The following is a 22,309-nucleotide window of genomic DNA, read 5'->3' as shown; positions in this document are numbered from 1 at the left end:
AATTATTATTCCTGCTGGTTAGGAAGCTGCAGACTCAGCTCGATACGCTCGCCGTTACGTAGCACCGTCACATTTGCTTCGGTTGCGTCCTGTAATTGGCTGCTCAACTCTGAGGCTTGTTGCATATCGGTCAAGTCATAACCGTTGATTGCGACGGCTAAATCGCCTTCCTGAAAGCCTGCTTGATAAAATATATCGGCCTGATTACCAGGCGAAAGGCGGTAGCCTTGTAAGCTACCTTGCTCTAAAACGGGTGTGATAGAAACGTAGTCTAATAGTTGACCCGGATCTTGTTTAACTCGTTGCAATGCGTTCGCGGTCTCTTTCGGTTCATTAGCGTCAGTTTTACCACTACTTTCGACAACTAACGATAATGCTGGACGGTCTTCACCAATGTCCTCTAATTGCAATGTTTCTAAACGCCCACCGTTATCGAGAATGACACGATCGGCAAGGATTTGTTCCACACTGACACGGCTTCGCCCTATCGTATCACCGACAATGTAGGTCGATTGCTTACCCGCCTGCTCAATAATAGCCGCTGACCGCTCGGGTCGCGAACTGGCAGAGACTCCGACCAAACGCACGTTCAATGACGTTTTAGGTGCGTTTGCATAATCATTACCACGCGTTTGGGTACCGGCCTGCTGACGGCCAAAAATAGGCAATTGCTGTAACTGAGCGAGATCGACACTTTGGTTGTCGCGACTTTGTGAACGCACGTCTACGTCTGGACGTTGCTGAGTCTCTGGCGTGGGCGTAACAAACCACCACGTTGCTTGCGCAGCAACAATGACGACCCATATCCACAAAAGCACCGTTACTAAGGTGATCGAGCGGGATATCCACTGACTCGCGTTCTGGGTTGATGGCGTTAGGCTTATCAATTTAATTCACTTTTATCGTTGTTGTTTTACCGAAGCAATGCACTACATCCGTATAGGAATTTGATACAATATACGCAACTTGATGGCTAGCGCTAGTCTCGCATCGTCGAATTATAGTAATTTGATGTTTTGGCATTGTAGCGTAGGCACGAGTAGTCAACAATCGATTAACACTAATTTTATAATATTTTCGTGACGATTTTATGACACAAGACAGTGGTGTAAGGCTCGACAAATGGCTCTGGGCAGCGCGCTTTTATAAAACGCGGGCGCTTGCACGTCAGATGGTTCAATCTGGCAAAGTACACGTTGCAGGTAAACGCAGTAAGCCCTCTAAGCTCGTGCAGATAGGTGATCGAATTACCTTACGACAAGGCTTTGACAGCAAAGAGGTCGAAGTATTGGGGCTGAGCGAGCAACGACGGGGAGCGCCTGAAGCACAATCACTTTACCAAGAGTCTGAAGCGAGTATAGAGAAACGCGAGCAGAATGCTGAGGCGCGTAAGTTGAATGCGCTTTACAACCCACATCCCGACAAACGTCCGGATAAGAAACAACGCCGGCAACTGATTAAAATGAAAGATGGTGGTAATACATGACAACCCAGCTTGACTATCCAACCGATCAACTCGCGCGCTACAGCTTTGCAGAGCAAGATGTACGCGGCGAGATGGTGCAATTGACCAGTAGTTACCAAAGCTTAATTAAAGGACATCAGTATCATCCGGCGGTACAACAGTTGCTTGGTGAAATGATGGCGGCCGTTTCGTTGCTGACTGCGACACTCAAGTTTGAAGGCCATATTGCGGTGCAACTGCAAGGCGATGGACCGGTTAATTTTGTCGCTGTTAATGGTAACCATGCATTAGAACTACGCGGTATTGCTCGGGTGCGCGCTGATATTGGCGAAACTGATTTACGCAGCCTGATTGGCCGCGGGCAACTGATTATTACCTTGACTCCGCAAGATGGCGAGCGCTATCAGGGCGTTGTCAGTGCCGACGCCGATTCACTCGCAGAGGTTATTCAAGACTACTTCGAACAGTCTGAACAGTTGTCGACCCGCGTTTGGCTATTCGCCGATGGCGAGCATGCTGCAGGTATGTTTTTACAACGCATGCCTGCCTCAGGGAAAGACATGGTTGGCTTTGAGCACTTGGCGACCTTGACCGAGACCGTGACCGCACAAGAATTGTTTACACTTCCGGCTGAACAACTGCTGCATCGTCTGTATCACGAAGAAACCGTACATATGTATCCATCGCAACCGGTTAGCTTTGTATGTGGCTGTTCGAAAGAGCGCACATTAGAGGCATTGGCGTCAGTCCCTGTTGACGAGCTTAAACAGATCCTTGAGCAGGATGGCGAGATTGTCATGACCTGCGACTACTGTCTGACGGAATATGTCTTTAAAGACGAAGACTTTGCGTAGCCGCGCGGCTACGTATGGACAAAAAAAGAGGTCCTGAGGACCTCTTTTTGTGCTATTTGCTCTTCTTAACAAACTTCATCAATCGACGCCGTTTGCGTTGCTGCGATAGCGTCAGGTTGTTCTTCTTACCGGCATACGGGTTTTTCGGCTCTCGGAACTCAACTTTAATCGGTGTTCCCATGACCCCAAGCGCCTTACGGAAATAGTTCGTTAAATAGCGCTGATAAGAACCTGGCAAGCGAGTAACCTGATTACCGTGGATCACGATACGCGGTGGGTTATAACCCCCAGCATGCGCATATTTCAGTTTCACTCGACGCCCCCCAACCAATGGCGGCTGGTGCTCTTCTTGTGCCATCTCCATAATCTTGGTCAACTTAGAAGTCGACACGCGTTGCGTCGCACTCTTATAAGCTTCTTCAACGGACTCAAATAAGTGACCAACGCCCGTACCATGAAGCGCTGAGATAAAGTGCAGACGAGCGAAGTCGACAAAGCCTAGGCGACGATCGAGTTCCCGTTTAATTTCATCCTTATGGTCTTGCTGCAAACCATCCCATTTATTGACAGCGATCACGATGGAACGACCGGCGTTCAGCGCAAAACCAATCAGATTCAGATCTTGGTCGCTGATGGTTTCCCGTGCATCAATAACCGCTAAAACTACGTTGGCATCTTCGATTGCCTGCAGGGTCTTAACCACTGAGTATTTTTCAATCGCTTCATCAATACGCCCCCGACGCCGCACACCTGCAGTATCGATCAAGACATATTCCCGTCCATCGCGCTCCATGGGGATGTAGACTGAATCACGCGTCGTGCCAGGCATATCAAACACCACCACTCTATCTTCACCAAGAATACGGTTAGTGAGTGTTGACTTACCTACATTTGGCCGCCCAACAATAGCAAGCTTTAACGGTAACGCATCGTAATCAATTTCGTCGTGCTCCAGATCTTCGCTATCCGGTTCATCCGGCACGATAACGTCTGGGTAGTCGTCGGCTAACGGCTTAAAGCATGAATCCAACAAATGTTCAACACCGCGCCCGTGCGCCGCCGCGATGCCATAGAGGTTACCTAGTGCCAGCGAATAAAAGTCTGCCATTGCAGAATCCGCATCGATTCCATCAATCTTGTTAGCAACTAAGTAAACTTTTTTCTTTTGTTTACGCAGATGAGTCGCGATCGCTTGATCACCTACGGTGACGCCGTCGCGTGCATCGACCAAAAACAAGACAACATCAGCCTCTTCAATCGCTTGCAGCGATTGTTTAGCCATCACCTCGTCAATACCCTCTTCATCACCGTGAATACCGCCGGTATCGACAACTATGAACTGATAACCGTCGTAATTGGCTTGGCCATACTTACGATCACGGGTCAAGCCCGGGAAGTCTGCTACCAGCGCATCCCGAGTTCGAGTTAAACGATTAAATAATGTAGATTTGCCTACATTGGGTCGACCTACTAAGGCCACGACAGGTAACATGTATAGCGATTTCCTAATTTACCTCGATAGCGTATAAGTCGCCATCGCGGGTTTGTACGTAAAGAGTGTTGCCGTCGGATACTGGCTGCGCGTAAATTCCATCTCCGCCCAATTCCATACGACCAACTATTTCTCCCGAGTTTGCCGAGAGTATGTGGAGGTAACCCTCAAAGTCACCGAGAGCTAAATAATTACCTACTTTCTTAGGTCCGGTGAGTGCTCTTCCAAACAGCTCGTTATTGCTCCACTGCTCAATACCACCTTGAATATCCAGCCCAAACACGTGACTATCCGCATCGGTTAAATAGATGCTACCCGTGTCGACTAAGAGATTTTCATAAGAACTGTAATCACGCTTCCAACGCACTTCACCCGAACGCAGCTCTAGCGCAACGAGTTCGCCGTTATAAGCGATCATATAAATCACACCGCCCACGACCACTGGGTTGGCATCAATATCTGCTAACGACTCTAGCTCAGTGGCACCGGTCGGCTCGCCCACCGTTTGCGTCCAAGCTTGCTGACCGCTAGTGCCAATTAAGACCGAAGCTTTGCCTGATGCATCACCTAAAATCACACCACCGCTTACGATCGTTGGTGCCGAAGCGCCGCGTAAAGTTAGGGTGGGTGTCTGATATTCGAAAGTCCAGTTCTGTTCACCGGTGTCAGCCGAGAGGCTAATCACTTTGCCGCCGGTTGTGTGCACCACAACCATACCATCACCCACGGCTGGGTCAGATGTGACCTCATTGCCCACTTCAGCATGCCAAACAAGTTTGCCTGTTTCGGTATCTAGTGCGACAACATCACCGTTTTCGGTGCCCAAAAACAACTTATTATATTGAGCGACTAAGCCACCGGCGATACGAGCCGGGAAGGGTGAAGCAAACAAGCCTCCAAACCAGCTATCGTCTGAACCTTCGTTAATTTCTATCAGGCTATGTAAATTAACTTGCCACAGGGTTTCACCGGTTTCTTTATCAAACGCTTTAACAAGGCCCTGTCTATCGGCGGCAAATACCTTGCCATAGGCTACCGTTGGGTTGAGCCGTGAAAAATAATCGCCGATGCCATCGCCGACCGAACGTTCCCACTTGATCCGTGTATCGACCTGTTGGCTGACTGGTTGTAACGGAGCGACTTTGATTTCTTCGTCGTCATCACCGAAAAGAGAACACGCCGACAATGAAAGCCCTGCTAAGGCAATCAGGCTGGTACGAAATAAAGATTTCATCGCTGTTTTAGACTGCATTATGACTTCGCCAAGCTGTTGAGTTTGAGTTCTACCGCTGGAGACAGAGTCGAACCGTCGCTGTTGAGTGCTTTTTCATAAGCTTCACGTGCTTTTGCCGTATCGCCTTGAGCAACGTATACATCGCCCTTAATTTCGTTAGCGAATGCCAAATACGCTTTTGGTAGTTCAACGTTAAGAACATCGAGCGCAGGCTGATATTGCGCTTGTGCTGCCAACACACGCGCCAGACGAACACGCGCAATCGCTGCTAGATTATCATCAGCACCACCATCAATCACGGATTGGAACGATGTGACCGCTGTTGCTAAATCACCTTCATCCGCGGCAAAACGACCGAGCTGCAACGCTGCTAGATAACCGTATTGCGAATTTTGATGCGATTTAATGAAGTTTTGTGCATTACTTATCGCACCTTCTTCACCCGCATTAAGCTGGCTCACGACCGCTTCGTAGCCGCGTGATGCGGTGTTTTGCGCTTCGATGGTCGCTTTATCATAATAGCGCCAACCAAAGAACAAGCCTAAGCCAATGATCGCACCTGCGATGATGCCTTTACCGTGTTCGGCCCAAAACTCTTTAATTCGTTCTACTTGTTGTTCTTCTGTTTGATCCACAGGACACCCCTATTCTTGTGTCAATGGTTTGAGCGCAACGACCAGTTCGCCCCAACCAAGTGTTTGTTGGTCATCAGTCGTCCGCAAGGGTTTGACCGTTAACTGATTATTTTCTAATTCATTCTCGCCTAAAATCAGCGCCACTTCAGCGCCGGATTTATCGGCTTTCTTAATTTGCTTTTTCATTGCACCGCCGCCGCTGTGCACCACGATGCGCAGGTCCGGTAGTTCATTTCTCAGCTTTTCGGCAACAGCTTGGGCGTTAAGTTCCGCAGCTTCACCTAAAGGCATTAAATAGGCATCAACGGCACGTCGCGGTGCAAGTTTCTCTTGTTCTTGGAGCAGCAGAACTAAACGTTCCATGCCCATGGCAAAGCCAACAGCCGGTGTTGCCTTACCACCTAATTGCTCAACCAGGCCATCGTAACGGCCACCCGCACACACGGTACCTTGCGCGCCTAAAGCGGTAGTGACCCATTCGAACACGGTGCGGTTATAGTAATCAAGACCACGCACAAGACGTTCGTTGAATACATAGGGAATCCCTGCTGCATCGAGGCGAGCTTTTAACTCATCAAAATGTTGCTTGGATTCTTCGTCCCAGTAGTCCGATAACTTAGGTGCCTGTTCTAACAGTTGCTGCGTATTGCCATCTTTCGAATCCAAAATACGTAGCGGGTTAGTGTCGAGTCGGCGTTGACTGTCTTCGTCTAATTCGCTCTTATATTGCTCTAAATAGCCACGCAGCGCATCACGATAGCGTGCCCGCGCTTCATTTGAACCAAGCGAGTTAAGTTGCAACTCAACTTGATCGGCCATACCCAGAGCTTTCCAAAGTCGAGCTGATAAGAGAATCACTTCAGCATCGGCATCGGCACCTTCAAGGCCAAAAGTTTCAATACCAAATTGATGAAATTGGCGATAACGCCCTTTTTGTGGACGCTCGTAGCGAAACATGGGGCCCATGTACCACAAACGTTGAATCTGATTGTACAGCAAACCATGTTGGTTACCGGCTCGCACACAGCTCGCCGTGCCCTCGGGACGCAGGGTCACACTCTCACCGTTCCGATCGTCAAAGGTGTACATTTCTTTCTCAACGATATCGGTCACTTCACCAATCGAACGCTTGAACAGTGCCGTGCTCTCAAGCACTGGCATGCGTATTTCTTGATAGCCATAGCTTGCGGCAACTTGACGGATTATCGCCTCGACTTGTTGCCAAGCAGCTGTCTGCTCTGGTAACAGGTCGTTCATTCCTCGAATTGCTTGGATGGTCTTTGCCACGGTTACTCTTCCGTTTAGCCTACAAAATAAGCGCGTATTATAGAGTCTTTACGACGGCGGGTAAAATCAGTTGTCGATTTCTTTTACATCAATGCGATGCTTTTTTATATATTCTACGCGATCACGGATTTGAGCTTCCAATTGATCCACGAGATCATTGTTATCGAGCCTCAGCTTTTGGCGCTCACCACCAATATACAAGCCACTCTTGCTTTTGGCACCGGCAAGACCGACTTCTGAAATCAATGCTTCACCGGGACCATTGACCACACAGCCAATCACAGAAACATCCATCGGCTCGGTGATGTCCTCGAGTCGCTGCTCCAACGCATTCACCGTAGAAATCACGTCAAACTCTTGCCGTGAACAGCTGGGGCAGGCAATAAAGTTGATTCCGCGCGAGCGAATACGCAGCGATTTCAACATATCGAAACCCACTTTGATTTCTTCGACAGGGTCCGCGGCAAGTGACACGCGTAATGTGTCGCCAATGCCTTCTGCTAACAGCATGCCTAAACCAATGGACGACTTAACCGAACCACTGCGAAGGCCACCGGCTTCGGTAATACCTAAGTGTAAGGGTTGATCGATTTGCTTCGCTAAAAGACGGTACGATTCTACCGCTAAGAATACATCGGATGCTTTAACGCTGACTTTAAAATCTTGAAAGTCTAAACGGTCCAAGATATCAACATGTCGCATAGCCGATTCAACGAGCGCTTCCGGTGTCGGTTCACCATACTTCTCTTGCAATTCACGCTCTAACGAACCGCCGTTCACACCGATACGAATCGGAATATTTTTGTCGCGCGCGGCGTCTACAACTGCGCGAATACGATCTTCACGACCGATATTGCCCGGGTTAATTCGTAAACAATCAACGCCGTATTCAGCCACTTTAAGTGCGATGCGGTAATCGAAGTGAATATCGGCAACAAGGGGAACAGGGCTTTGTTGCTTAATCAGCTTAAACGCCTCTGCTGCATCCATCGTTGGCACAGAGACACGAACAATATCAGCACCAGCGGCTGCAATACGTTTTATCTGTTCAACAGTCGCTTGAACATCCGTCGTTTCAGTATTCGTCATTGACTGAACAGAAATGGGCGCATTGTCTCCAATCGGCACATTACCTACATAGATCCGACGGGAAGGTCTGCGCTTAATTGGATTTTCGTGCATCATAACGGCTTACACTCGGTCTTTTAATTACTTGAAGGAATCGTTAATCGTGCGACACGATCTTGACGATAATTTGATAAGTCTAACGCATTACCTGCATAGGTAATAGTCACGGCGGCGGGCTTGCAGATGGTCGCCGAAAACGGCGCTTTACCAGGTACCGGCATACGATAGCCCTGTGCTTTTGTACCAATCGCTTGCACTTCACCATCGGCGTCTTCAACTTTTACCCAGCACTCTTCGCTGAACTCCATCACCAAATCGGCGGCTAGTGCGGTATTGTCTGCTTCATCTTCATCGCCGCCAGATACTGAGTTAGCGTCGCTGCTCGCCGACACTGTTGGCTCAGGTTCTGACGCAGTATTTTGCTCTGCGGTACGTGTTTCACGCGGTTCGTTCGCATCACTTTCTTGCGCCACCTCCGACATCGCTTCGGATGTGACTTGTTGGTTTGATGACGTTTCTGGCATCTCTGCGACAGGTTGCTCAATCGTGTCTGGGCTCATTTCATCCTGTTGGGCAGGATCATTAATACTTAATGAAGTACTTGCATCGGCAGCACTGACTTCAGATTCAAGCAATGGCTGTTCGCTCGAAGTGGCTTCTTGCGCCTGATTTGATTGACGCAGAGTCGGTGTATCTGTGCTGTCCTCTTGTTGCGCTGAGTCGGTTTGTTCAGTAACCGCTTGTTCGACATCATTGCTCAACTTCGAGAAGCTCAAATCACTGTCTTGCCACCACCAAATTACCAACGCGATGACGACCACAACCACTAGCCAAGTGATCATCATCAATCGGTTATCGCTCTCTTGATGTTTTACTCGACGCGAAAAGCTTTGCATCGGCGTGCTTTCAGGTTCTCGGATATTCAGGGATTTGTAAGCTTCATCAATTTTGCTTTGATCAACACCTAACAATTTGGCGTAAGCACGGAGGTAGCCTTTGACAAAGGTGGTCGTTGAAAAGGTGTCATAGTCATCTGCTTCAATCAGTTCAATGACCTGTAAACGCAAACGTAAACGATCAGCGGCCTCGCGAGGCGTCATCGATTTTGCCTCACGCGCTTCTTTAAGAATGTGTCCCGGACCTGCAATGGGGCGACGTGATTGCTCTTGCGACGACATTAGTTCTTCGTTATTTGAGTCTGCGCTTGAGTTGTTATTTGCAGATGAATTATCGGCAGTCATGATCTTTGGATCGTTCCCTAGTTTAACTAAAGTTGAGCGAATTACATTCTAGTGATGTTGTGCACAGTGATTTTGCTGGCTCGCTTGCGCGCCTAATCGTTGGGCTTGCGCAAATGCACGCTGAGCGGCTTGCTGCTGACCTGATAGACACAGCGCTACGGCATAGTTGTTGTGCAGAACTCCGCTCATAGGTTGCCATGATAATGCTTCTTGGTAAAGTAGCAACGCAGAATTGACACGTTCTTTACGTAAATACCAGTGTCCTAGGGCTAACACAGTGTCTACTCGCTTTGGGTCTGCCAAAAATGCCTGTTTAAAGTGCCGTTCGGCGTGGTCAAGCTGGTTCTGGGCTAAATAAGCCATTCCCGCTCTCAAATGGGCATCCACTACCGTTTCATCAGTGGAAACAGAACAGGCCGTTAAAGCAAATCCTATCGCTCCTAGGATAAACCTATGCATTGAAGTTACTCCTTACTTAGTCACTCAAGGCATAGGTATTCATCACTGTCTAGTCTGACTTAACCTGAATAGCATCACCGCCGCGCTGCGCTTGCTGACGTTTTAGGATACGCTTAGTGCGGTCGATAACATCGCCTACGAGCTGACCGCATGCGGCATCGATATCGTCGCCTCGAGTTTTACGAACCATAACAGTAAAACCATAGTCCATTAATACTTTAGCGAAACGGTCAATGCGCGAATTACTCGAACGACCATAGTCGGAACCTGGGAATGGATTAAACGGAATCAGGTTGATTTTGCTCGGTGTATCTTTAAGCGTACGAGCGAGCTCATGCGCTTGGTCCATCGAGTCGTTTACGTGATCGAGCATGACATACTCAACCGTCACTTTATGCTGAGCTTTTGACTGCTCAACGTATTTACGACTCGACGCTAAAAACTGTTCGATGTTGTACTTTTTGTTAATCGGTACGATTTCATTGCGCAGCTCGTCGTTAGGCGCATGCAACGAAATAGCGAGCATTACATCGATTTGCTCGCGTAGCTTGTCCAATGCCGGTACCACACCTGAGGTACTCAAGGTAACTCGACGTTTAGACAAACCAAAACCGTAATCATCCATCATGAGGTCCATCGCTGGCACCACATTGTTGAGATTGAGCAGCGGTTCGCCCATGCCCATCATGACGACGTTAGTCACAGGTTTGATACCTGTTTTACCATAGGCCCCGAGTAGCTGATTAACACGCCACACCTGACCAATGATTTCCGCTACGTTGAGGTTACGGTTGAAACCTTGTTGGCCCGTTGAGCAGAAAGTGCACTCAAGAGCACAGCCTACCTGTGATGAAACGCACAAGGTGGCGCGGTCACGTTCTGGGATCCAAACAGTTTCAACATCTTGACCATCAAACAATGTCATGACGAATTTAATCGTGCCATCGCTCGATTGCTGCTGCTCGCGAATTTCTGGTGCGCGAATTTCAGCACATTGTTTGAGCTTCTCGCGTAGTCCTTTGTTGAGATTGGTCATCTCATCAAAGTCGTCGACACAAAAGTGATAGAGCCATTTCATGACCTGATCGGCACGGAACGGTTTTTCGCCCATCTCTTTGAAAAAGGCTTTCATTCCATCGCGGTTCAGGTTTAGAAGATTCACTTTTTTATCGATAGCGTTGGTCATAAATTTCCTGTATCTAAAAAGTACCGTGCGCCAAAGGGCGCACGATTTTATTCGTTAAACGATCAGTCTTGCGTAAGACTTATCGAGTACGTGGGCAGATCTCTTCATCGCTGAAGAAGTACGCGATTTCGCGTGCTGCAGTTTCAGCTGCGTCAGAACCATGTACTGCGTTCTCGTCGATAGTTTCAGCATAGTCTGCGCGAAGCGTGCCTGCCAATGCGTCTGCTGGGTTCGTTGCACCCATGATTTCACGGTTTTTCAGGATAGCTTCTTCGCCTTCCAATACTTGAACTACGATTGGACCTGAAGTCATGAATTCAACTAACGCGCCAAAGAAAGGACGCTCGCTGTGCTCTGCATAGAAGCCTTCAGCTTGTTCTTTGCTCAAGTGCATCATTTTTGACGCTACGATACGCAGACCTGCGCTTTCGAAACGATTATAGATTGCGCCGATTAAGTTTTTCGCAACCGCGTCGGGCTTAATAATTGATAAAGTGCGCTCTAAAGCCATCTTTTTTACTCCAAAATGGGTATTTAACCAGAGGTGAAAATTTCCGCGCGAATTATACGTTAGATCTCGGAAAAAATCGAATATCTATTGATTGTTTTTTAACTCGTTCTCAGCTACTATCGAAAAACGTTTAGCCTTATAGACGTCCAAAAGGAGTCCGTCAGATGTCGAATACGACCCAGTTCCAAAAAGCTACCCTAGGCGGTGGATGTTTTTGGTGTATTGAATCCGCATTTAATCAACTTAAAGGCATTGAATCGGCGCAGTCAGGTTACACTGGCGGCACAACCGAGAATCCGACCTACAAACAGGTCTGCAATGGCGATACCGGTCATGCGGAAGTTGTACAGTTAACTTTTGATCCGTCGATTATTAGTTATCGTCAGATTTTGGAAATCTTTTTTACCTTGCACGATCCCACGCAAGTGAATCGTCAAGGTAACGATGTGGGCACACAATACCGCACTTCTATCTTTTATCATGATGACGAGCAACAACAGATCGCGCTTGAACTCATTGATGAACTCGAAAATGATGTGGTGTTTGAAGATCCGATTGTGACAGAAGTTGCACCGCTCGACACCTTCTACAGTGCCGAGGATTACCATGATGATTACTTTAATCGCAATCCGGAGAACCCGTATTGCCAAGCGGTTATTTCACCTAAGCTGGCAAAATTCCGTAAAACCTTCGCTGAATTACTGCGCAGCTAACACGCGATAGGTGTTCAGTACATGGTCCGCGGCATATTCCATTTCCTGCAAGGTGGTGTCGCGGCCCAAACTAAACCTGAGCGATGCATGTGCCAGTTCATCGGATAAACCAATCGCGCGCAGCACATAAGAAGGCTCTACACTCGCGGATGTACAGGCTGACCCTGAAGAAATCGCTAAGTCCTTTAACGACATCAGCAATAACTCACCTTCTACATTAGCAAAGCGTAAATTCATGATATTGGGTACGCGTTGCGATACATCACCATTCAATTTAATGCCAGGCTCCGCTAATAATTTATCGAGAAACAACTGGCTCAACGCACGGTAATGTTCACGATCATCTCCTAAGCGTTGACGGGCAAGCTGCGCCGCTTCGCCTAAACCAACAATCTGATGGGTCGCCAAGGTACCCGAACGCATGCCGCGTTCATGCCCACCCCCATGCATTTCAGCCTCAAGTTGTACTTTAGGTTTACGACGCACATAGAGCGCACCTATTCCTTTTGGCCCATACATTTTGTGTGCCGATATAGAAAGCAAGTCTACACCAAGTTGTTCTACATCAAGTGGCAGTTTACCGGCACTTTGCGCAGCATCGACATGCAGAAGTACGTTGTTTTCCCGACAACATGCACTGATCGCTGGGATATCTTGAATAACACCCAGCTCATTGTTTACATGCATCACACTGACTAATACCGTATCCTCGCGCATCGCTTGTTGTAATGCTTGGCTATCTATCAAGCCGTCTTTATCAACCGATAAAAACGTCACATCAAAACCTTCGCGCTCAAGCTGCAATGCCGGATCAATAACGGCTTTGTGCTCTGTCGCCACCGTAATTAGGTGCTTTCCCTTGTTACGCGCCTGATGCATGACACCTTTTAATGCTAAATTATCCGATTCTGTCGCACCCGAGGTGAAAACGATTTCACGCGGATCGGCGTTGATTAAATCCGCAACTTGATTTCGCGCGATGTCGACTGCCTCTTCCGCCTGCCAACCGAGGCGGTGCGAGCGCGATGCCGGATTGGCAAAAACGCCATCCGCTGTTAAGTACTTCATCATGGCATCTGCGACGGATTTATCCACGGGCGTGGTTGCCGCATAATCAAGATAGATAGGCTGTTTCAAAACAACTCTCCGCTATTACAGCACATTGAGCTCTATTTTCTGGTTGTTGTCACCCACTTGGCGGTTGCCAATTTGGGCCACCTCTTTAGTGGCCATCAGTTCGGCGAGGGTAATGCCGTCCAGAAATTGTGCGATACGATCACTGAGCCCTTCCCAGAGTGAATGGGTCAGGCACTGCTCACCGTTGTGACAATTACCTTTGCCTTGGCATTTGGTCGCGTCGATAGACTCGTCAACGGCATCGATCACCGCACCGACAGAGATTGAGTCGGCATCTCGCCCAAGGCGATAGCCACCTCCAGGTCCTCGCACGCTATGAACCAATCCCCGCTTACGTAAGCGAGCAAAGAGTTGCTCGAGATAGGATAACGAAATGCCTTGGCGATCTGAGATATCTGCTAGGGGCACGGGTGCTTGCTTTGCAAACATCGCGACGTCGAGCATCGCTGTCACTGCATAGCGACCTTTTGAAGTCAGGCGCATCAATCTCCCCCTCTAATAACTCAGTGTGATCGTTCTCCTAATTAGTGTACTTTTCCGACTAAATTAGTCAAGTATTCTAAGAACCCGAGTTTTTCGTTTGCTTATCCACGGAAGCTAGTATACCGCGCAAGATGTTGAGTTCGTTTTCCTCGGGGCGCGCACGGTTAAATAAGCGTCGCAACTTGGTCATAACTTGCCCTGGGTGTTGGCGAATAATGAAGCCCGTATCTGTCAGCGTCGACTCTAAATGTTGATAAAACTGCTCGAGTGCCTCAACGCGAGGATACGCTTGAGTAACTTCAGGCATTTCGTCCTGTTCAAGGAACTGCATGCGCACTTCGTAGCACACGGTTTGAACGGCCATCGCCAAATTCAGCGAACCATAGTCGGGGTTGGTCGGGATATGTAAATGAAAATGGCTTTGCTGCAACTCTTCGTTTGTGAGACCGCTGTTTTCACGACCAAATACGATGGCGACAGGGTATTTCGGTGCTTCGCTTAACACCTGCCCTGCTGCTGGACGCGGACCGAGCAACGGCCAGTCAAGGGTACGATTACGGGCGCTGGTAGCAAGTACTAATCCACAGTCGTCTATCGCTTGGTCGAGTCGTTCAACAATACGCGCGTTAGCTAAGATATCGGTAGCGCCAGCGGCGAGTGCCGATGCATGGCTGTCCGGCTCCGAAACCGGGTCGACTAATACTAGATCGCTAAAACCCATGGTTTTCATCGCCCGTGCGACGGAACCGATGTTGCCAGTATGTGAGGTATTCACCAGTACAATTCGAACGTTATCGAGCATGACAGTGCCTTTATCTAATTTTAACCAGTGTAGAAAAGTTGCGCATTCTACCTCAACACTGGTAATATGCGCGACCTTAAAATTCGTTCTTTCACAGCACAGGTAATTTGAAAATGCATCCGATGTTAAACATTGCGGTGCGCGCAGCGCGTGCAGCCGGTAAAATTTTGCTTAAAGAATTCGATCAGGGTCAACCTATCGATGCAACCGCCAAAGGCCCAAACGACTGGGTATCTGAAATGGATAAGGCGGCTGAACAAGCGATCATCAATACCATTAAAAAGGCTTATCCTGAACACGGTATTATCGCTGAGGAGAGCGGCACGCAAACGGGTAAAGATAACGATTTTCAGTGGGTTATCGATCCGTTGGACGGCACAACAAATTACTTGCGCGGTGTTCCCCACTTCTGTATTTCTATTGCTGTCGTTCATAAAGGAACGGTGCAACAAGGCGTCGTTTACGATCCTGTACGCGAAGAACTATTCACCGCATCACGTGGCGCGGGCGCTCAGCTTAATGGCCGTCGGTTACGTTTATCACCATTAACAGAACTTAATGGTGCATTGCTCGCAACAGGTTTCCCTTTTAAAGCAAAACATCGCTACGATGAATATCAGGCGATGTTTGGTCGCTTATTTGAGCGTTGTGCGGATATGCGCCGTGCTGGTGCTGCAGCCCTCGACCTCGCCTATGTTGCCGCGGGTCGTTACGATGGCTTCTTCGAGCTTGGCTTGAAGCCATGGGATTTGATGGCCGGTGACCTCCTTGTACGAGAAGCAGGCGGCATCGTGACTGATTTTGAAGGTGGCCACAATTATGTTCAAAGCGGCCATATCGTGGCCGGCGCACCTAAGGTGCTCAAGCAGATGCTTGCACAACTGCGTAAAAAGCCAGAAAGCAACGACTAAACGCTATGATAAGAACGACAAAGGCCGGCAAATTTGCCGGCCTTTTTCTTTTAACGAAGCTCGATTTCTTCCAAATCGATATCAAACGAAGAATCGATATCGGTGAGCTCCTCGCGTAAGAGGTATTTTTCTTTTAATTGTTCTATTTCACGCCACCTACGCTTACTTGTGCGTCCTTTCGATGATTTTTCACTTACTTTCTGAAGCTCTTCTGAATGGTCCATGACTACCTCTCAGTATCATTATAATTATGGATTAGCGCACAAAACAAACTGCCCAACAATTTGTTCACATATGATTAAATATCACACTTTTTGCAAGAATAAAAGCAGTTTGTTTCAAATATGTTAACTGCGCATGAATCTTACATGACATGGATCATGATATAGACACTTGTAAGGAATAAGTTAAACGAAAGTTGCTCTAATTAAGATAAATTTAAGTTTCACGGCATAGGCTAAAGCAAAGTGAATCAACGAGGTTAAACTCATGAATACATCCACACATTACTCTGCGCTTGCACAGTTTATGCACTGGCTCACTGTAATCGCACTCTCAATCATGTTAACACTCGGCTTTATGATGGTATTTGCCGACGAACGCACCTTTAAACATGCCGTTGAAGGCATTCATGTAACGACAGGCTTTTATCTTGGGCTCTTCTTATTAGTGCGCATTGGATTTAGAGCATTCGCAGGCTTTCGCGCGCCAGAGCCGATGAGCAAACAACATTTAAGCTCGCTAAAGGATTACAAAGCTTGATGTTACTGACACTCTTAGTCGTGCTCATCACCGGTCCTTTATACTTATTCACCGAAGGCGAAGGGATCGCTCTTTCTTCACAAACTACTTGGCTTATTGATCTCTCCGGTTGGTCATGGCTTCATGAACCAGCCGAAGAAATACACAAGATCCTGGCAACTTACGTGCTACCAAGTTTGATCGCGCTGCACATGCTTGCGGCTATCAAACAGTTTCATCGTGAAGTTAATCGACGCTGATACCCGGCGCCCATTGAATGGGTGTCCGTCCGTGCGCCATGAGGTATTGATTGGCTTGCACAAAGTGATGCGCTTCGAAAAAGCCACGATGAGCGGATAATGGTGACGGATGAGGTGCCTTTAATATGCAGTGCTTATCATCCGGGATAAGTGCTGCCTTTTTTTGCGCATGAGCGCCCCACAACATAAATACGATGTTGTCGTACTCGTTAGCTAAGCGCTCAATCACTGTGTCGGTGAAGGTTTCCCAGCCCCAATTTGCGTGACTATGTGCCTGACCCTGTGCCACCGTGAGTACCGTGTTGAGTAGCAGAACACCTTGTTGTGCCCAAGCCGTTAAATCACCCTGAGTGGGTGCTTGCGCTTCCGGATAGTCTTGTATAATTGCCTTGAGAATATTCCGTAGTGAGGGTGGTAATTTGACCCCCTCAGGTACCGAGAAGCTCAAACCATGCGCTTGTCCAGGCCCATGGTAAGGATCTTGCCCTAAAATGACGACTTTAACGTGCTCGGGAGCCGTCAACTTAAGCGCATTAAACACCTCCGATTCGGGTGGAAAGATAACCTCTGTTTCTCGCGCCTGCTCGACACGCTGCATGAGTTGCACAAAGTATTCTTTTTGCTTTTCCTCTGCCAGGAGTGGCTGCCACGCTTTTGCCATGATACGACCTTACTTGATGATTCACTTTGCCTTATAATGCCACTCACTAGCTAGGTTTTAAAAGGTACATCGTTTTTGCGAGTCATTCATTTTGTTACGGGTGGTTTTTCCGGCGGCGCTACGCAGGTCGCTCTATCTTTGGTGCGTGCGACGCAGCACGAGCCCGACGTAGAGAGCATTCTAGTGCTTCGAAAGAAAAGCCACATGCCCAAACAGCGGGTCGAAGCACTCAGGCAGGAAGGTATTCACGTGTATGTCGTTAATAACTGGCTACACCTTACAACCGTCTTCGCACTCGTACGTCTTTGTCACCAGTTAAAACCTGATGTTTTTGTCGCCCATGGATTCAGTGAACATTTGTGGGGCCGCTTGGCGGCTTACTTGGCGGGTGTGCCGCATATCGTTCAAGTGGAACACAACACCAAAGAGCGTTACACCCGGTTTCGCTATTGGCTATCGCGTAAACTAAATACAGTCACAGATGCCATTGTTGGCTGTTCAGAAGGTGTCCGCCAAGTACTCCTCAGGCGAGGTTATGACGCTGACAAATGCATAGCGATTAGCAATGGCATTAAGCCCGACCCTTTCATCGATGAACCCGTACCAGCATCAAAGCGCCCAAATGACATTATCATGGTAGCGCGTATTGCAAAGCAAAAGGACCATCGTACTCTCATCGAGGCGATCGCCATTTTGCAGCAGCGCCATGTAAACGTTAAGCTGCACCTCATTGGCAAGGGTAAGCCACGTATCGTTGATGGGCTCAAACAACAAGTCCAAACATTAGGTCTGGAATCTCAAGTTGAGTTTGCGGGTTTTCGTTCAGACGTGCCGGAATTGCTAAAAAGCACACGTATTTTTGTGCAGTGTACTCATTATGAGGGAATGCCGCTGACTTTGATCGAAGCCATGGCGGCTGGATGTGCGGTCGTTGGTAGCCAAGTACCCGGTGTACAAGAGGTCATTGTTGAAGACAGCAACGGTCTGACACATCGGCACCAAGACGCGGAGCACTTGGCTGACCAACTTGAGCGGTTGGTAAAAGACGATTCACTCTGCGACCGTCTTGCGCTATCGGCCCGTCAAGACGCCCTATCGCATTACACGCAAACTCAGATGAGCCAACACTATCTCAATCTATTCAGAGATCTACAGCAAGGATCAAGCCGCTGATGAATGTGAAAATTTTCTTGATTAACTTAGATCGCTCTACCGAGCGCTTGGAAAAAGCCGCGCAACAATTGAATCGGCTCAATGTGCCGTTTGAGCGAGTATCAGCGGTGGATGGTTCAAAGCTCACGGGAGCAGAGATCGATGCGGCGTTTGATACTGAGCAAGCCGAACGACGAACCGCTTATAATTTGACGATTGGTGAAATTGGATGCTACCTCAGCCATGTTGAGTGTTGGCGACGGATTATTACCGATAAACTCGATTTCGCCATTATTCTTGAAGATGATTTAGTCTTAGACGATCAATTTCCCCATGCTATCGGTGCTATCGAACAGTTCACTCATAGCAATGAATGGGACTATATTAAGCTGGCTAACCCCTTTAAAAAGCGTCCTTACCAAACGCGAACAGCACTCGACCGCTTCACACTTGTAAATTATCCCAAAGCACCCACAGGCACGGTCGCACAAGCAGTTAGCTTTCAGGGGGCGGAGACTCTGCTCAGTCATCGTCCACCCTTTTTCCGTGCCATTGATGTTGATCTGCAATGGGAGTGGGAACTCGGTATAAAGGTTCAAGGCTTGGTGCCCTATGTCGCCAACGTGAGTGATGCCGAAAGTGAAATTCAGCAAATGGCCCAACGCAAAGACCTCAAGCAGCGCCGTTGGACAAAGCTAAAAGAATCTATCAAATTTAAATTAAAAAAGGCGAGTCATCAATGACGACGATAGTAACTGTTATACCAACCTTAACAGGCGGTGGTGCTGAAAAAGTGTGCCTACGCTTACATGAACAGTTTCTCAAGCGTGGAATTGACCACCACATTGTCGTGTTGTGTACTAAAGGTGTCTACGACATCGAGCGGCTCACCAATATTCACATGCTTCCATTTGAGAATACCAAGAATATTGATTTACTGGGTAAATCAAGGCAAATGGTCGCCTCTCTTGAACGCTGCTTAAAAACAATAGAGGGAGACAGCAACACCCGTATTAGCGCACTGTTTGCCCACCTGGATGAAGCACATTGGGTGGTCCGTCGCTTACCGCGTGATATCCCCAAGCGCTATGTGGTGCATACCTCCCTCGAAGGCGAGATGGCTACCGCACGCCGTATGAGCTGGTTAAAACATTGGCGATTAAAACGCAAGAAGTTGTCACTCAAGGATCAACACGTTATTGCCGTATCGGACGAATTAGCACGCGAATACTCAGCGGCTGATGATTGGCTCCCCCTTGGTACCGTCGAGTCGATCCACAACCCTATTGACTGGGAAGATATCCAGCATCAGGCCGCACAGACTCACGATGCGCTCCCTGATACGCCCTATGTCATCCATATTGGACGTTGCGCCAAAGCAAAACGTCATGATGTGTTGCTCGCCGCATTTAAGCAGGTTCGCCAACACCGACCCGACGTTAAGTTAGTGTTATTAACCCGCAAAGATAAAAAGCTACGCCGGTTACTTGATCGGTTTGATGCACACGATGACGTGATTGTGCCAGGGTTCCAAAACAATCCGTTTCCTTGGATTAAACAAGCCCAATGTTTGGCGTTAAGTTCAGATTTTGAAGGTCTTCCTAACGTACTTGTCGAGTCTGTTGTGTGTGGCACGCCGTTTGTTTCAACACGGTGTCAGTGTGGTCCGACCGAAATCGCTGAGGGTATTTTAGAAGATTGGTTGGTACCGATGAATGACCCGAATGCACTGGCAGAGCGTTTAGTGGCTATGCTAAACGAGCCCGTAACCATTGACCATGATCAGTGGGCATTACGCGATAAAGTGACGCCAGAGTATGCGGTGAATCGCTACTTAGAAAGTATCCAGTAGGTATATTGAGATACGAAAAAGCCGGCGTTCATGCCGGCTTTTTTGAGGATATATAGCGTTAGTCGTCTGATTTGTGCTGTTCAAACCAATACAAAATGTAGGCTACTTTACTCATCAAGTTACTCGGGCGCGCATAAATACTATGTCCAGAATTTTGAATTCGTACCATCGCTGTCTCAACACCTGCTAATTTTAGCGCCTGATAGTACTGCTCAGTCTCTGAAATCGGCGTTCGATAATCTTGTTCACCGGTTAATAACATAGTGGGCGTCGTGACGTTGCCTACGTAACTGATAGGCGAATGCTTCATATACTGCTCGAGATTTTCCCATGGTAAACCAGGGAACCAATATTGATAGAAGTAATTATACATATCCGCCGTTAATACGAAGCTGTACCAGTTGATAACAGGCTTCGCCACCACCGCGGCACGGAAACGTTCGGTGTGTCCGACAATCCAAGCGGTTAATACACCACCGCCGCTACCGCCGGTGACATATAATTGGTCTTCATCGATAAAGCCTTTATCGATAACGGCATCCACACCATCCATCAAGTCATCATAGTCATGACTGGGGTAGTTCTGGTGTATTTCATTGGCAAAGTCATCACCGTAACTGGTTGAACCCCGCGGGTTGGTATATAGCACCACGTATCCTGCCGCTGCGTACAACTGTACCTCTACGGAAAAGCGTGGACCGTAGTTTGTATGGGGGCCACCGTGAATTTCTAAAATTAATGGATAGTCTTTATCTTTATCGAAATTGGGGGGATAAGCAATCCAGCCCTGTAGATCTCGGCCATCCACTGACGATTTATAGGTGATTTCTTCAACCTGCGCGAGCTTCTTATGACCGAGCGCATCTTCATTAAGTTGTGTGACTTGTTGGCTGTCGCCATCATCCCACCATGCTAAATCGGCAGGACGCAATGGGTTTGATAAGGTATATAACACTTGATCATCGCCTGCGACTGAAAAGTCACCGCCACCATAAGGGCGACCATAAGATAAACCGCCAACACGACCCGTTAACGGCTCGTAGTCACCGTCAAGATCAGTGCGCGCTAATTGACCAACACCCTTATCATCGTATGTAAAGTAAATACCCTCACCGTCAGTGTCCCATGCGAAACCTGTCACACTACGATCTAATTCCGACGTCAGTACACGTGACTGGGTACCATCCACGGACATCACGTAAAGACGTGAAATCTGTGAGCTCATGCCGTTATCGTCATTGCCAATGAAGGCGAGCCAATCGCCGTTAGGCGAACGTTTTGGCGCACCATCAGGACCATTGCGGTCAGTTAGAGTACGTACTTGCCCCGTGTCGACTTGAACCGCATAAATTTCACTGTTCATCGGTTGGCGAAACGCATCGCTACGGCGGTTTGCCGAGAAATAAATTTGTTTGCCGTCAGCTGACCACTCCAGATCACCACCATTATTATACTCGTCATCAGTGATTTGACGCGCGGTGCCGCCTTCGGCACTAATCACGTAAATTTGTTGATAGCCATCACTGACGTAACCGCCACCATCGTAACGGTAGTTGTCTTTGTCAACGAACTGCGGAGGCGCGGTCCAGTCAGCGCCTTCCGGCTTACCCGGCAACGACACAGGGGCTGCCGACTTAATCGGAGTAAATTGGCTAAACGCGATATAGTCACCGTTGGGCGACCAACTCAACGAACTCGGCGTTTGCGTCAATTCACTCACAACCGCATGTTTGCCCGTGTCGGTCCAATAAATTGCAATTTGTGGGCTACCCGAAGCGTCCGAGATAAAAGCGAGCCGTTTGCCATCGGGTGACCAAACAGGACTCCACTCATGAGCAGAATCGCCCGTAAGCGGGCGGATGTCACCGTTCGGTTTTACCGTCCACAGACGCCCTGTTTTTTGGTCATGCTTAATGTCCATCGATTGACGCACAAACACACCGTAGTCTCCACTTGGATGCAATGCGGGCGACGCTGCATACTCGAGATCAAAGACATTCTGTAACTGCAACGTGCGCTCCGTCTGTGCAACGGCACTGGCCGACAACGTCACCGCTACCGCTCCCATTAGCCACTTTTTCATGCGTGTTCTCTCGGTGTTGCCT

At 48.3% G+C, this 22,309-nt stretch carries 25 protein-coding genes; 9 read left to right on the top strand and 16 right to left on the bottom strand.

Features of this window, described 5'->3' with window-relative positions:
* Positions 1–5: 5 nt before the first annotated feature.
* Positions 6–887: a type II secretion system protein GspC gene (gspC, locus tag ABNS04_RS01165; protein ID WP_272978697.1), complete on the bottom strand. Its 882-nt coding sequence runs from the start codon at positions 885–887 to the stop codon at positions 6–8.
* Between the two features lie 203 nt (positions 888–1,090).
* On the opposite strand from gspC, the gene hslR reads away from it, so the two are divergent.
* Both hslR and hslO read left to right on the top strand, forming a co-directional pair.
* On the top strand, positions 1,091–1,486 hold the full coding sequence (gene hslR / locus ABNS04_RS01160; protein ID WP_006956928.1) for a ribosome-associated heat shock protein Hsp15: 396 nt from the start codon (positions 1,091–1,093) through the stop codon (positions 1,484–1,486).
* On the top strand, positions 1,483–2,319 hold the full coding sequence (gene hslO, locus ABNS04_RS01155; protein WP_006956931.1) for an Hsp33 family molecular chaperone HslO: 837 nt from the start codon (positions 1,483–1,485) through the stop codon (positions 2,317–2,319). The genes hslR and hslO overlap by 4 nt, the downstream gene beginning before the upstream one ends.
* 52 nt (positions 2,320–2,371) lie before the next feature.
* Here the strand turns inward: hslO and der are convergent, their stop codons facing one another.
* From der to ndk, 9 genes are all read right to left on the bottom strand, one after another.
* Positions 2,372–3,811: a ribosome biogenesis GTPase Der gene (gene der / locus ABNS04_RS01150; protein WP_006956933.1), complete on the bottom strand. Its 1,440-nt coding sequence runs from the start codon at positions 3,809–3,811 to the stop codon at positions 2,372–2,374.
* A 13-nt stretch (positions 3,812–3,824) separates the two neighbouring features.
* Positions 3,825–5,063: an outer membrane protein assembly factor BamB gene (gene bamB / locus ABNS04_RS01145; RefSeq protein WP_272978700.1), complete on the bottom strand. Its 1,239-nt coding sequence runs from the start codon at positions 5,061–5,063 to the stop codon at positions 3,825–3,827.
* Positions 5,063–5,680 carry a tetratricopeptide repeat protein gene (locus tag ABNS04_RS01140; protein ID WP_006956937.1) on the bottom strand — a complete coding sequence of 206 codons (618 nt, stop codon included), beginning with the start codon at positions 5,678–5,680 and terminating at the stop codon, positions 5,063–5,065. Before ABNS04_RS01140 ends, bamB begins: the two co-directional genes overlap by 1 nt.
* Positions 5,681–5,689: 9 nt before the next feature.
* Positions 5,690–6,967: a histidine--tRNA ligase gene (gene hisS / locus ABNS04_RS01135; RefSeq protein ID WP_272978702.1), complete on the bottom strand. Its 1,278-nt coding sequence runs from the start codon at positions 6,965–6,967 to the stop codon at positions 5,690–5,692.
* A 66-nt stretch (positions 6,968–7,033) separates the two neighbouring features.
* Positions 7,034–8,152 (bottom strand): flavodoxin-dependent (E)-4-hydroxy-3-methylbut-2-enyl-diphosphate synthase, encoded by a 1,119-nt coding sequence (gene ispG / locus ABNS04_RS01130; RefSeq protein ID WP_272978704.1) that lies wholly within the window; start codon positions 8,150–8,152, stop codon positions 7,034–7,036.
* Between the two features lie 20 nt (positions 8,153–8,172).
* Positions 8,173–9,336 carry a RodZ domain-containing protein gene (locus ABNS04_RS01125; RefSeq protein ID WP_006956942.1) on the bottom strand — a complete coding sequence of 388 codons (1,164 nt, stop codon included), beginning with the start codon at positions 9,334–9,336 and terminating at the stop codon, positions 8,173–8,175.
* 48 nt (positions 9,337–9,384) lie between these two features.
* The gene (locus ABNS04_RS01120) at positions 9,385–9,795 is read right to left on the bottom strand and encodes a tetratricopeptide repeat protein (protein ID WP_116287568.1); all 411 of its coding nucleotides are present in this window, start codon (positions 9,793–9,795) and stop codon (positions 9,385–9,387) included.
* A 49-nt stretch (positions 9,796–9,844) separates the two neighbouring features.
* Positions 9,845–10,981 carry a bifunctional tRNA (adenosine(37)-C2)-methyltransferase TrmG/ribosomal RNA large subunit methyltransferase RlmN gene (locus tag ABNS04_RS01115; RefSeq protein WP_006956946.1) on the bottom strand — a complete coding sequence of 379 codons (1,137 nt, stop codon included), beginning with the start codon at positions 10,979–10,981 and terminating at the stop codon, positions 9,845–9,847.
* Between the two features lie 79 nt (positions 10,982–11,060).
* Positions 11,061–11,492, bottom strand: a complete 432-nt coding sequence (gene ndk / locus ABNS04_RS01110; protein ID WP_006956949.1) for a nucleoside-diphosphate kinase — start codon at positions 11,490–11,492, stop codon at positions 11,061–11,063.
* A 164-nt stretch (positions 11,493–11,656) separates the two neighbouring features.
* On the opposite strand from ndk, the gene msrA reads away from it, so the two are divergent.
* Positions 11,657–12,205: a peptide-methionine (S)-S-oxide reductase MsrA gene (gene msrA / locus ABNS04_RS01105; protein WP_006956951.1), complete on the top strand. Its 549-nt coding sequence runs from the start codon at positions 11,657–11,659 to the stop codon at positions 12,203–12,205.
* Here msrA and ABNS04_RS01100 read toward each other — a convergent pair.
* The 3 genes from ABNS04_RS01100 to trmJ form a co-directional block, all read right to left on the bottom strand.
* The gene (locus ABNS04_RS01100; protein WP_272978707.1) at positions 12,191–13,342 is read right to left on the bottom strand and encodes an IscS subfamily cysteine desulfurase; all 1,152 of its coding nucleotides are present in this window, start codon (positions 13,340–13,342) and stop codon (positions 12,191–12,193) included. The two genes, msrA and ABNS04_RS01100, sit on opposite strands and share 15 nt — an antisense overlap.
* Positions 13,343–13,357: 15 nt before the next feature.
* Positions 13,358–13,825: a Fe-S cluster assembly transcriptional regulator IscR gene (gene iscR, locus ABNS04_RS01095; RefSeq protein WP_006956955.1), complete on the bottom strand. Its 468-nt coding sequence runs from the start codon at positions 13,823–13,825 to the stop codon at positions 13,358–13,360.
* Between the two features lie 76 nt (positions 13,826–13,901).
* Positions 13,902–14,627 carry a tRNA (cytosine(32)/uridine(32)-2'-O)-methyltransferase TrmJ gene (gene trmJ / locus ABNS04_RS01090; RefSeq protein ID WP_272978710.1) on the bottom strand — a complete coding sequence of 242 codons (726 nt, stop codon included), beginning with the start codon at positions 14,625–14,627 and terminating at the stop codon, positions 13,902–13,904.
* 113 nt (positions 14,628–14,740) lie between these two features.
* Between trmJ and suhB the strand changes: the two genes are divergently transcribed.
* Positions 14,741–15,538, top strand: coding sequence for an inositol-1-monophosphatase (suhB, locus tag ABNS04_RS01085; protein ID WP_272978711.1), 798 nt, complete (start codon positions 14,741–14,743; stop codon positions 15,536–15,538).
* A 50-nt stretch (positions 15,539–15,588) separates the two neighbouring features.
* Here the strand turns inward: suhB and ABNS04_RS01080 are convergent, their stop codons facing one another.
* A complete protein-coding gene (locus ABNS04_RS01080; protein WP_006956962.1) occupies positions 15,589–15,762 on the bottom strand; it encodes a DUF3545 family protein in 174 nt (57 codons plus the stop codon).
* A gap of 265 nt (positions 15,763–16,027) precedes the next feature.
* Between ABNS04_RS01080 and ABNS04_RS01075 the strand changes: the two genes are divergently transcribed.
* On the top strand, positions 16,028–16,300 hold the full coding sequence (locus ABNS04_RS01075) for a cytochrome b/b6 domain-containing protein (RefSeq protein WP_272978712.1): 273 nt from the start codon (positions 16,028–16,030) through the stop codon (positions 16,298–16,300).
* On the top strand, positions 16,300–16,539 hold the full coding sequence (locus ABNS04_RS01070) for a cytochrome b/b6 domain-containing protein (protein ID WP_272978713.1): 240 nt from the start codon (positions 16,300–16,302) through the stop codon (positions 16,537–16,539). The genes ABNS04_RS01075 and ABNS04_RS01070 overlap by 1 nt, the downstream gene beginning before the upstream one ends.
* On the opposite strand, the gene ung is transcribed toward ABNS04_RS01070, so the two are convergent.
* Positions 16,526–17,200, bottom strand: a complete 675-nt coding sequence (ung, locus tag ABNS04_RS01065; protein ID WP_272978714.1) for a uracil-DNA glycosylase — start codon at positions 17,198–17,200, stop codon at positions 16,526–16,528. The genes ABNS04_RS01070 and ung overlap by 14 nt on opposite strands.
* Before the next feature lie 75 nt (positions 17,201–17,275).
* Between ung and ABNS04_RS01060 the strand changes: the two genes are divergently transcribed.
* The 3 genes from ABNS04_RS01060 to ABNS04_RS01050 are packed head-to-tail and all read left to right on the top strand — an operon-like array spanning position 17,276 to position 20,204.
* Positions 17,276–18,373, top strand: coding sequence for a glycosyltransferase (locus tag ABNS04_RS01060; RefSeq protein ID WP_272978716.1), 1,098 nt, complete (start codon positions 17,276–17,278; stop codon positions 18,371–18,373).
* Entirely contained in the window at positions 18,373–19,095 is a 723-nt protein-coding gene (locus ABNS04_RS01055) for a glycosyltransferase family 25 protein (RefSeq protein WP_272978717.1), read from the top strand. Before ABNS04_RS01060 ends, ABNS04_RS01055 begins: the two co-directional genes overlap by 1 nt.
* Positions 19,092–20,204, top strand: a complete 1,113-nt coding sequence (locus ABNS04_RS01050; RefSeq protein ID WP_272978719.1) for a glycosyltransferase — start codon at positions 19,092–19,094, stop codon at positions 20,202–20,204. Before ABNS04_RS01055 ends, ABNS04_RS01050 begins: the two co-directional genes overlap by 4 nt.
* Before the next feature lie 58 nt (positions 20,205–20,262).
* On the opposite strand, the gene ABNS04_RS01045 is transcribed toward ABNS04_RS01050, so the two are convergent.
* On the bottom strand, positions 20,263–22,287 hold the full coding sequence (locus ABNS04_RS01045) for a S9 family peptidase (RefSeq protein WP_348671165.1): 2,025 nt from the start codon (positions 22,285–22,287) through the stop codon (positions 20,263–20,265).
* Positions 22,288–22,309 lie beyond the last annotated feature (22 nt).

It is taken from the genome of uncultured Idiomarina sp., assembly GCF_964010655.1.
In the GTDB taxonomy this organism is placed as follows: Bacteria; Pseudomonadota; Gammaproteobacteria; order Enterobacterales; family Alteromonadaceae; genus Idiomarina; species Idiomarina baltica.
Note: the sequence above shows the minus strand (reverse complement) of the source record. Positions and strands in the feature narration are given on the sequence as shown.

Excerpts from the sequence above, each read along its gene's own strand:
- hslR (WP_006956928.1), top strand. The coding sequence starts at position 1,091 with ATGACACAAGACAGTGGTGTAAGGCTCGACAAATGGCTCTGGGCAGCG.
- hslO (WP_006956931.1), top strand. The coding sequence starts at position 1,483 with ATGACAACCCAGCTTGACTATCCAACCGATCAACTCGCGCGCTACAGC.
- der (WP_006956933.1), bottom strand. The coding sequence starts at position 3,811 with ATGTTACCTGTCGTGGCCTTAGTAGGTCGACCCAATGTAGGCAAATCT.
- bamB (WP_272978700.1), bottom strand. The coding sequence starts at position 5,063 with ATGCAGTCTAAAACAGCGATGAAATCTTTATTTCGTACCAGCCTGATT.
- ispG (WP_272978704.1), bottom strand. The coding sequence starts at position 8,152 with ATGATGCACGAAAATCCAATTAAGCGCAGACCTTCCCGTCGGATCTAT.
- ABNS04_RS01125 (WP_006956942.1), bottom strand. The coding sequence starts at position 9,336 with ATGACTGCCGATAATTCATCTGCAAATAACAACTCAAGCGCAGACTCA.
- ABNS04_RS01120 (WP_116287568.1), bottom strand. The coding sequence starts at position 9,795 with ATGCATAGGTTTATCCTAGGAGCGATAGGATTTGCTTTAACGGCCTGT.
- ABNS04_RS01115 (WP_006956946.1), bottom strand. The coding sequence starts at position 10,981 with ATGACCAACGCTATCGATAAAAAAGTGAATCTTCTAAACCTGAACCGC.
- ndk (WP_006956949.1), bottom strand. The coding sequence starts at position 11,492 with ATGGCTTTAGAGCGCACTTTATCAATTATTAAGCCCGACGCGGTTGCG.
- msrA (WP_006956951.1), top strand. The coding sequence starts at position 11,657 with ATGTCGAATACGACCCAGTTCCAAAAAGCTACCCTAGGCGGTGGATGT.
- iscR (WP_006956955.1), bottom strand. The coding sequence starts at position 13,825 with ATGCGCCTGACTTCAAAAGGTCGCTATGCAGTGACAGCGATGCTCGAC.
- trmJ (WP_272978710.1), bottom strand. The coding sequence starts at position 14,627 with ATGCTCGATAACGTTCGAATTGTACTGGTGAATACCTCACATACTGGC.
- suhB (WP_272978711.1), top strand. The coding sequence starts at position 14,741 with ATGCATCCGATGTTAAACATTGCGGTGCGCGCAGCGCGTGCAGCCGGT.
- ABNS04_RS01080 (WP_006956962.1), bottom strand. The coding sequence starts at position 15,762 with ATGGACCATTCAGAAGAGCTTCAGAAAGTAAGTGAAAAATCATCGAAA.
- ABNS04_RS01075 (WP_272978712.1), top strand. The coding sequence starts at position 16,028 with ATGAATACATCCACACATTACTCTGCGCTTGCACAGTTTATGCACTGG.
- ABNS04_RS01070 (WP_272978713.1), top strand. The coding sequence starts at position 16,300 with ATGTTACTGACACTCTTAGTCGTGCTCATCACCGGTCCTTTATACTTA.
- ung (WP_272978714.1), bottom strand. The coding sequence starts at position 17,200 with ATGGCAAAAGCGTGGCAGCCACTCCTGGCAGAGGAAAAGCAAAAAGAA.
- ABNS04_RS01055 (WP_272978717.1), top strand. The coding sequence starts at position 18,373 with ATGAATGTGAAAATTTTCTTGATTAACTTAGATCGCTCTACCGAGCGC.
- ABNS04_RS01050 (WP_272978719.1), top strand. The coding sequence starts at position 19,092 with ATGACGACGATAGTAACTGTTATACCAACCTTAACAGGCGGTGGTGCT.
- ABNS04_RS01045 (WP_348671165.1), bottom strand. The coding sequence starts at position 22,287 with ATGAAAAAGTGGCTAATGGGAGCGGTAGCGGTGACGTTGTCGGCCAGT.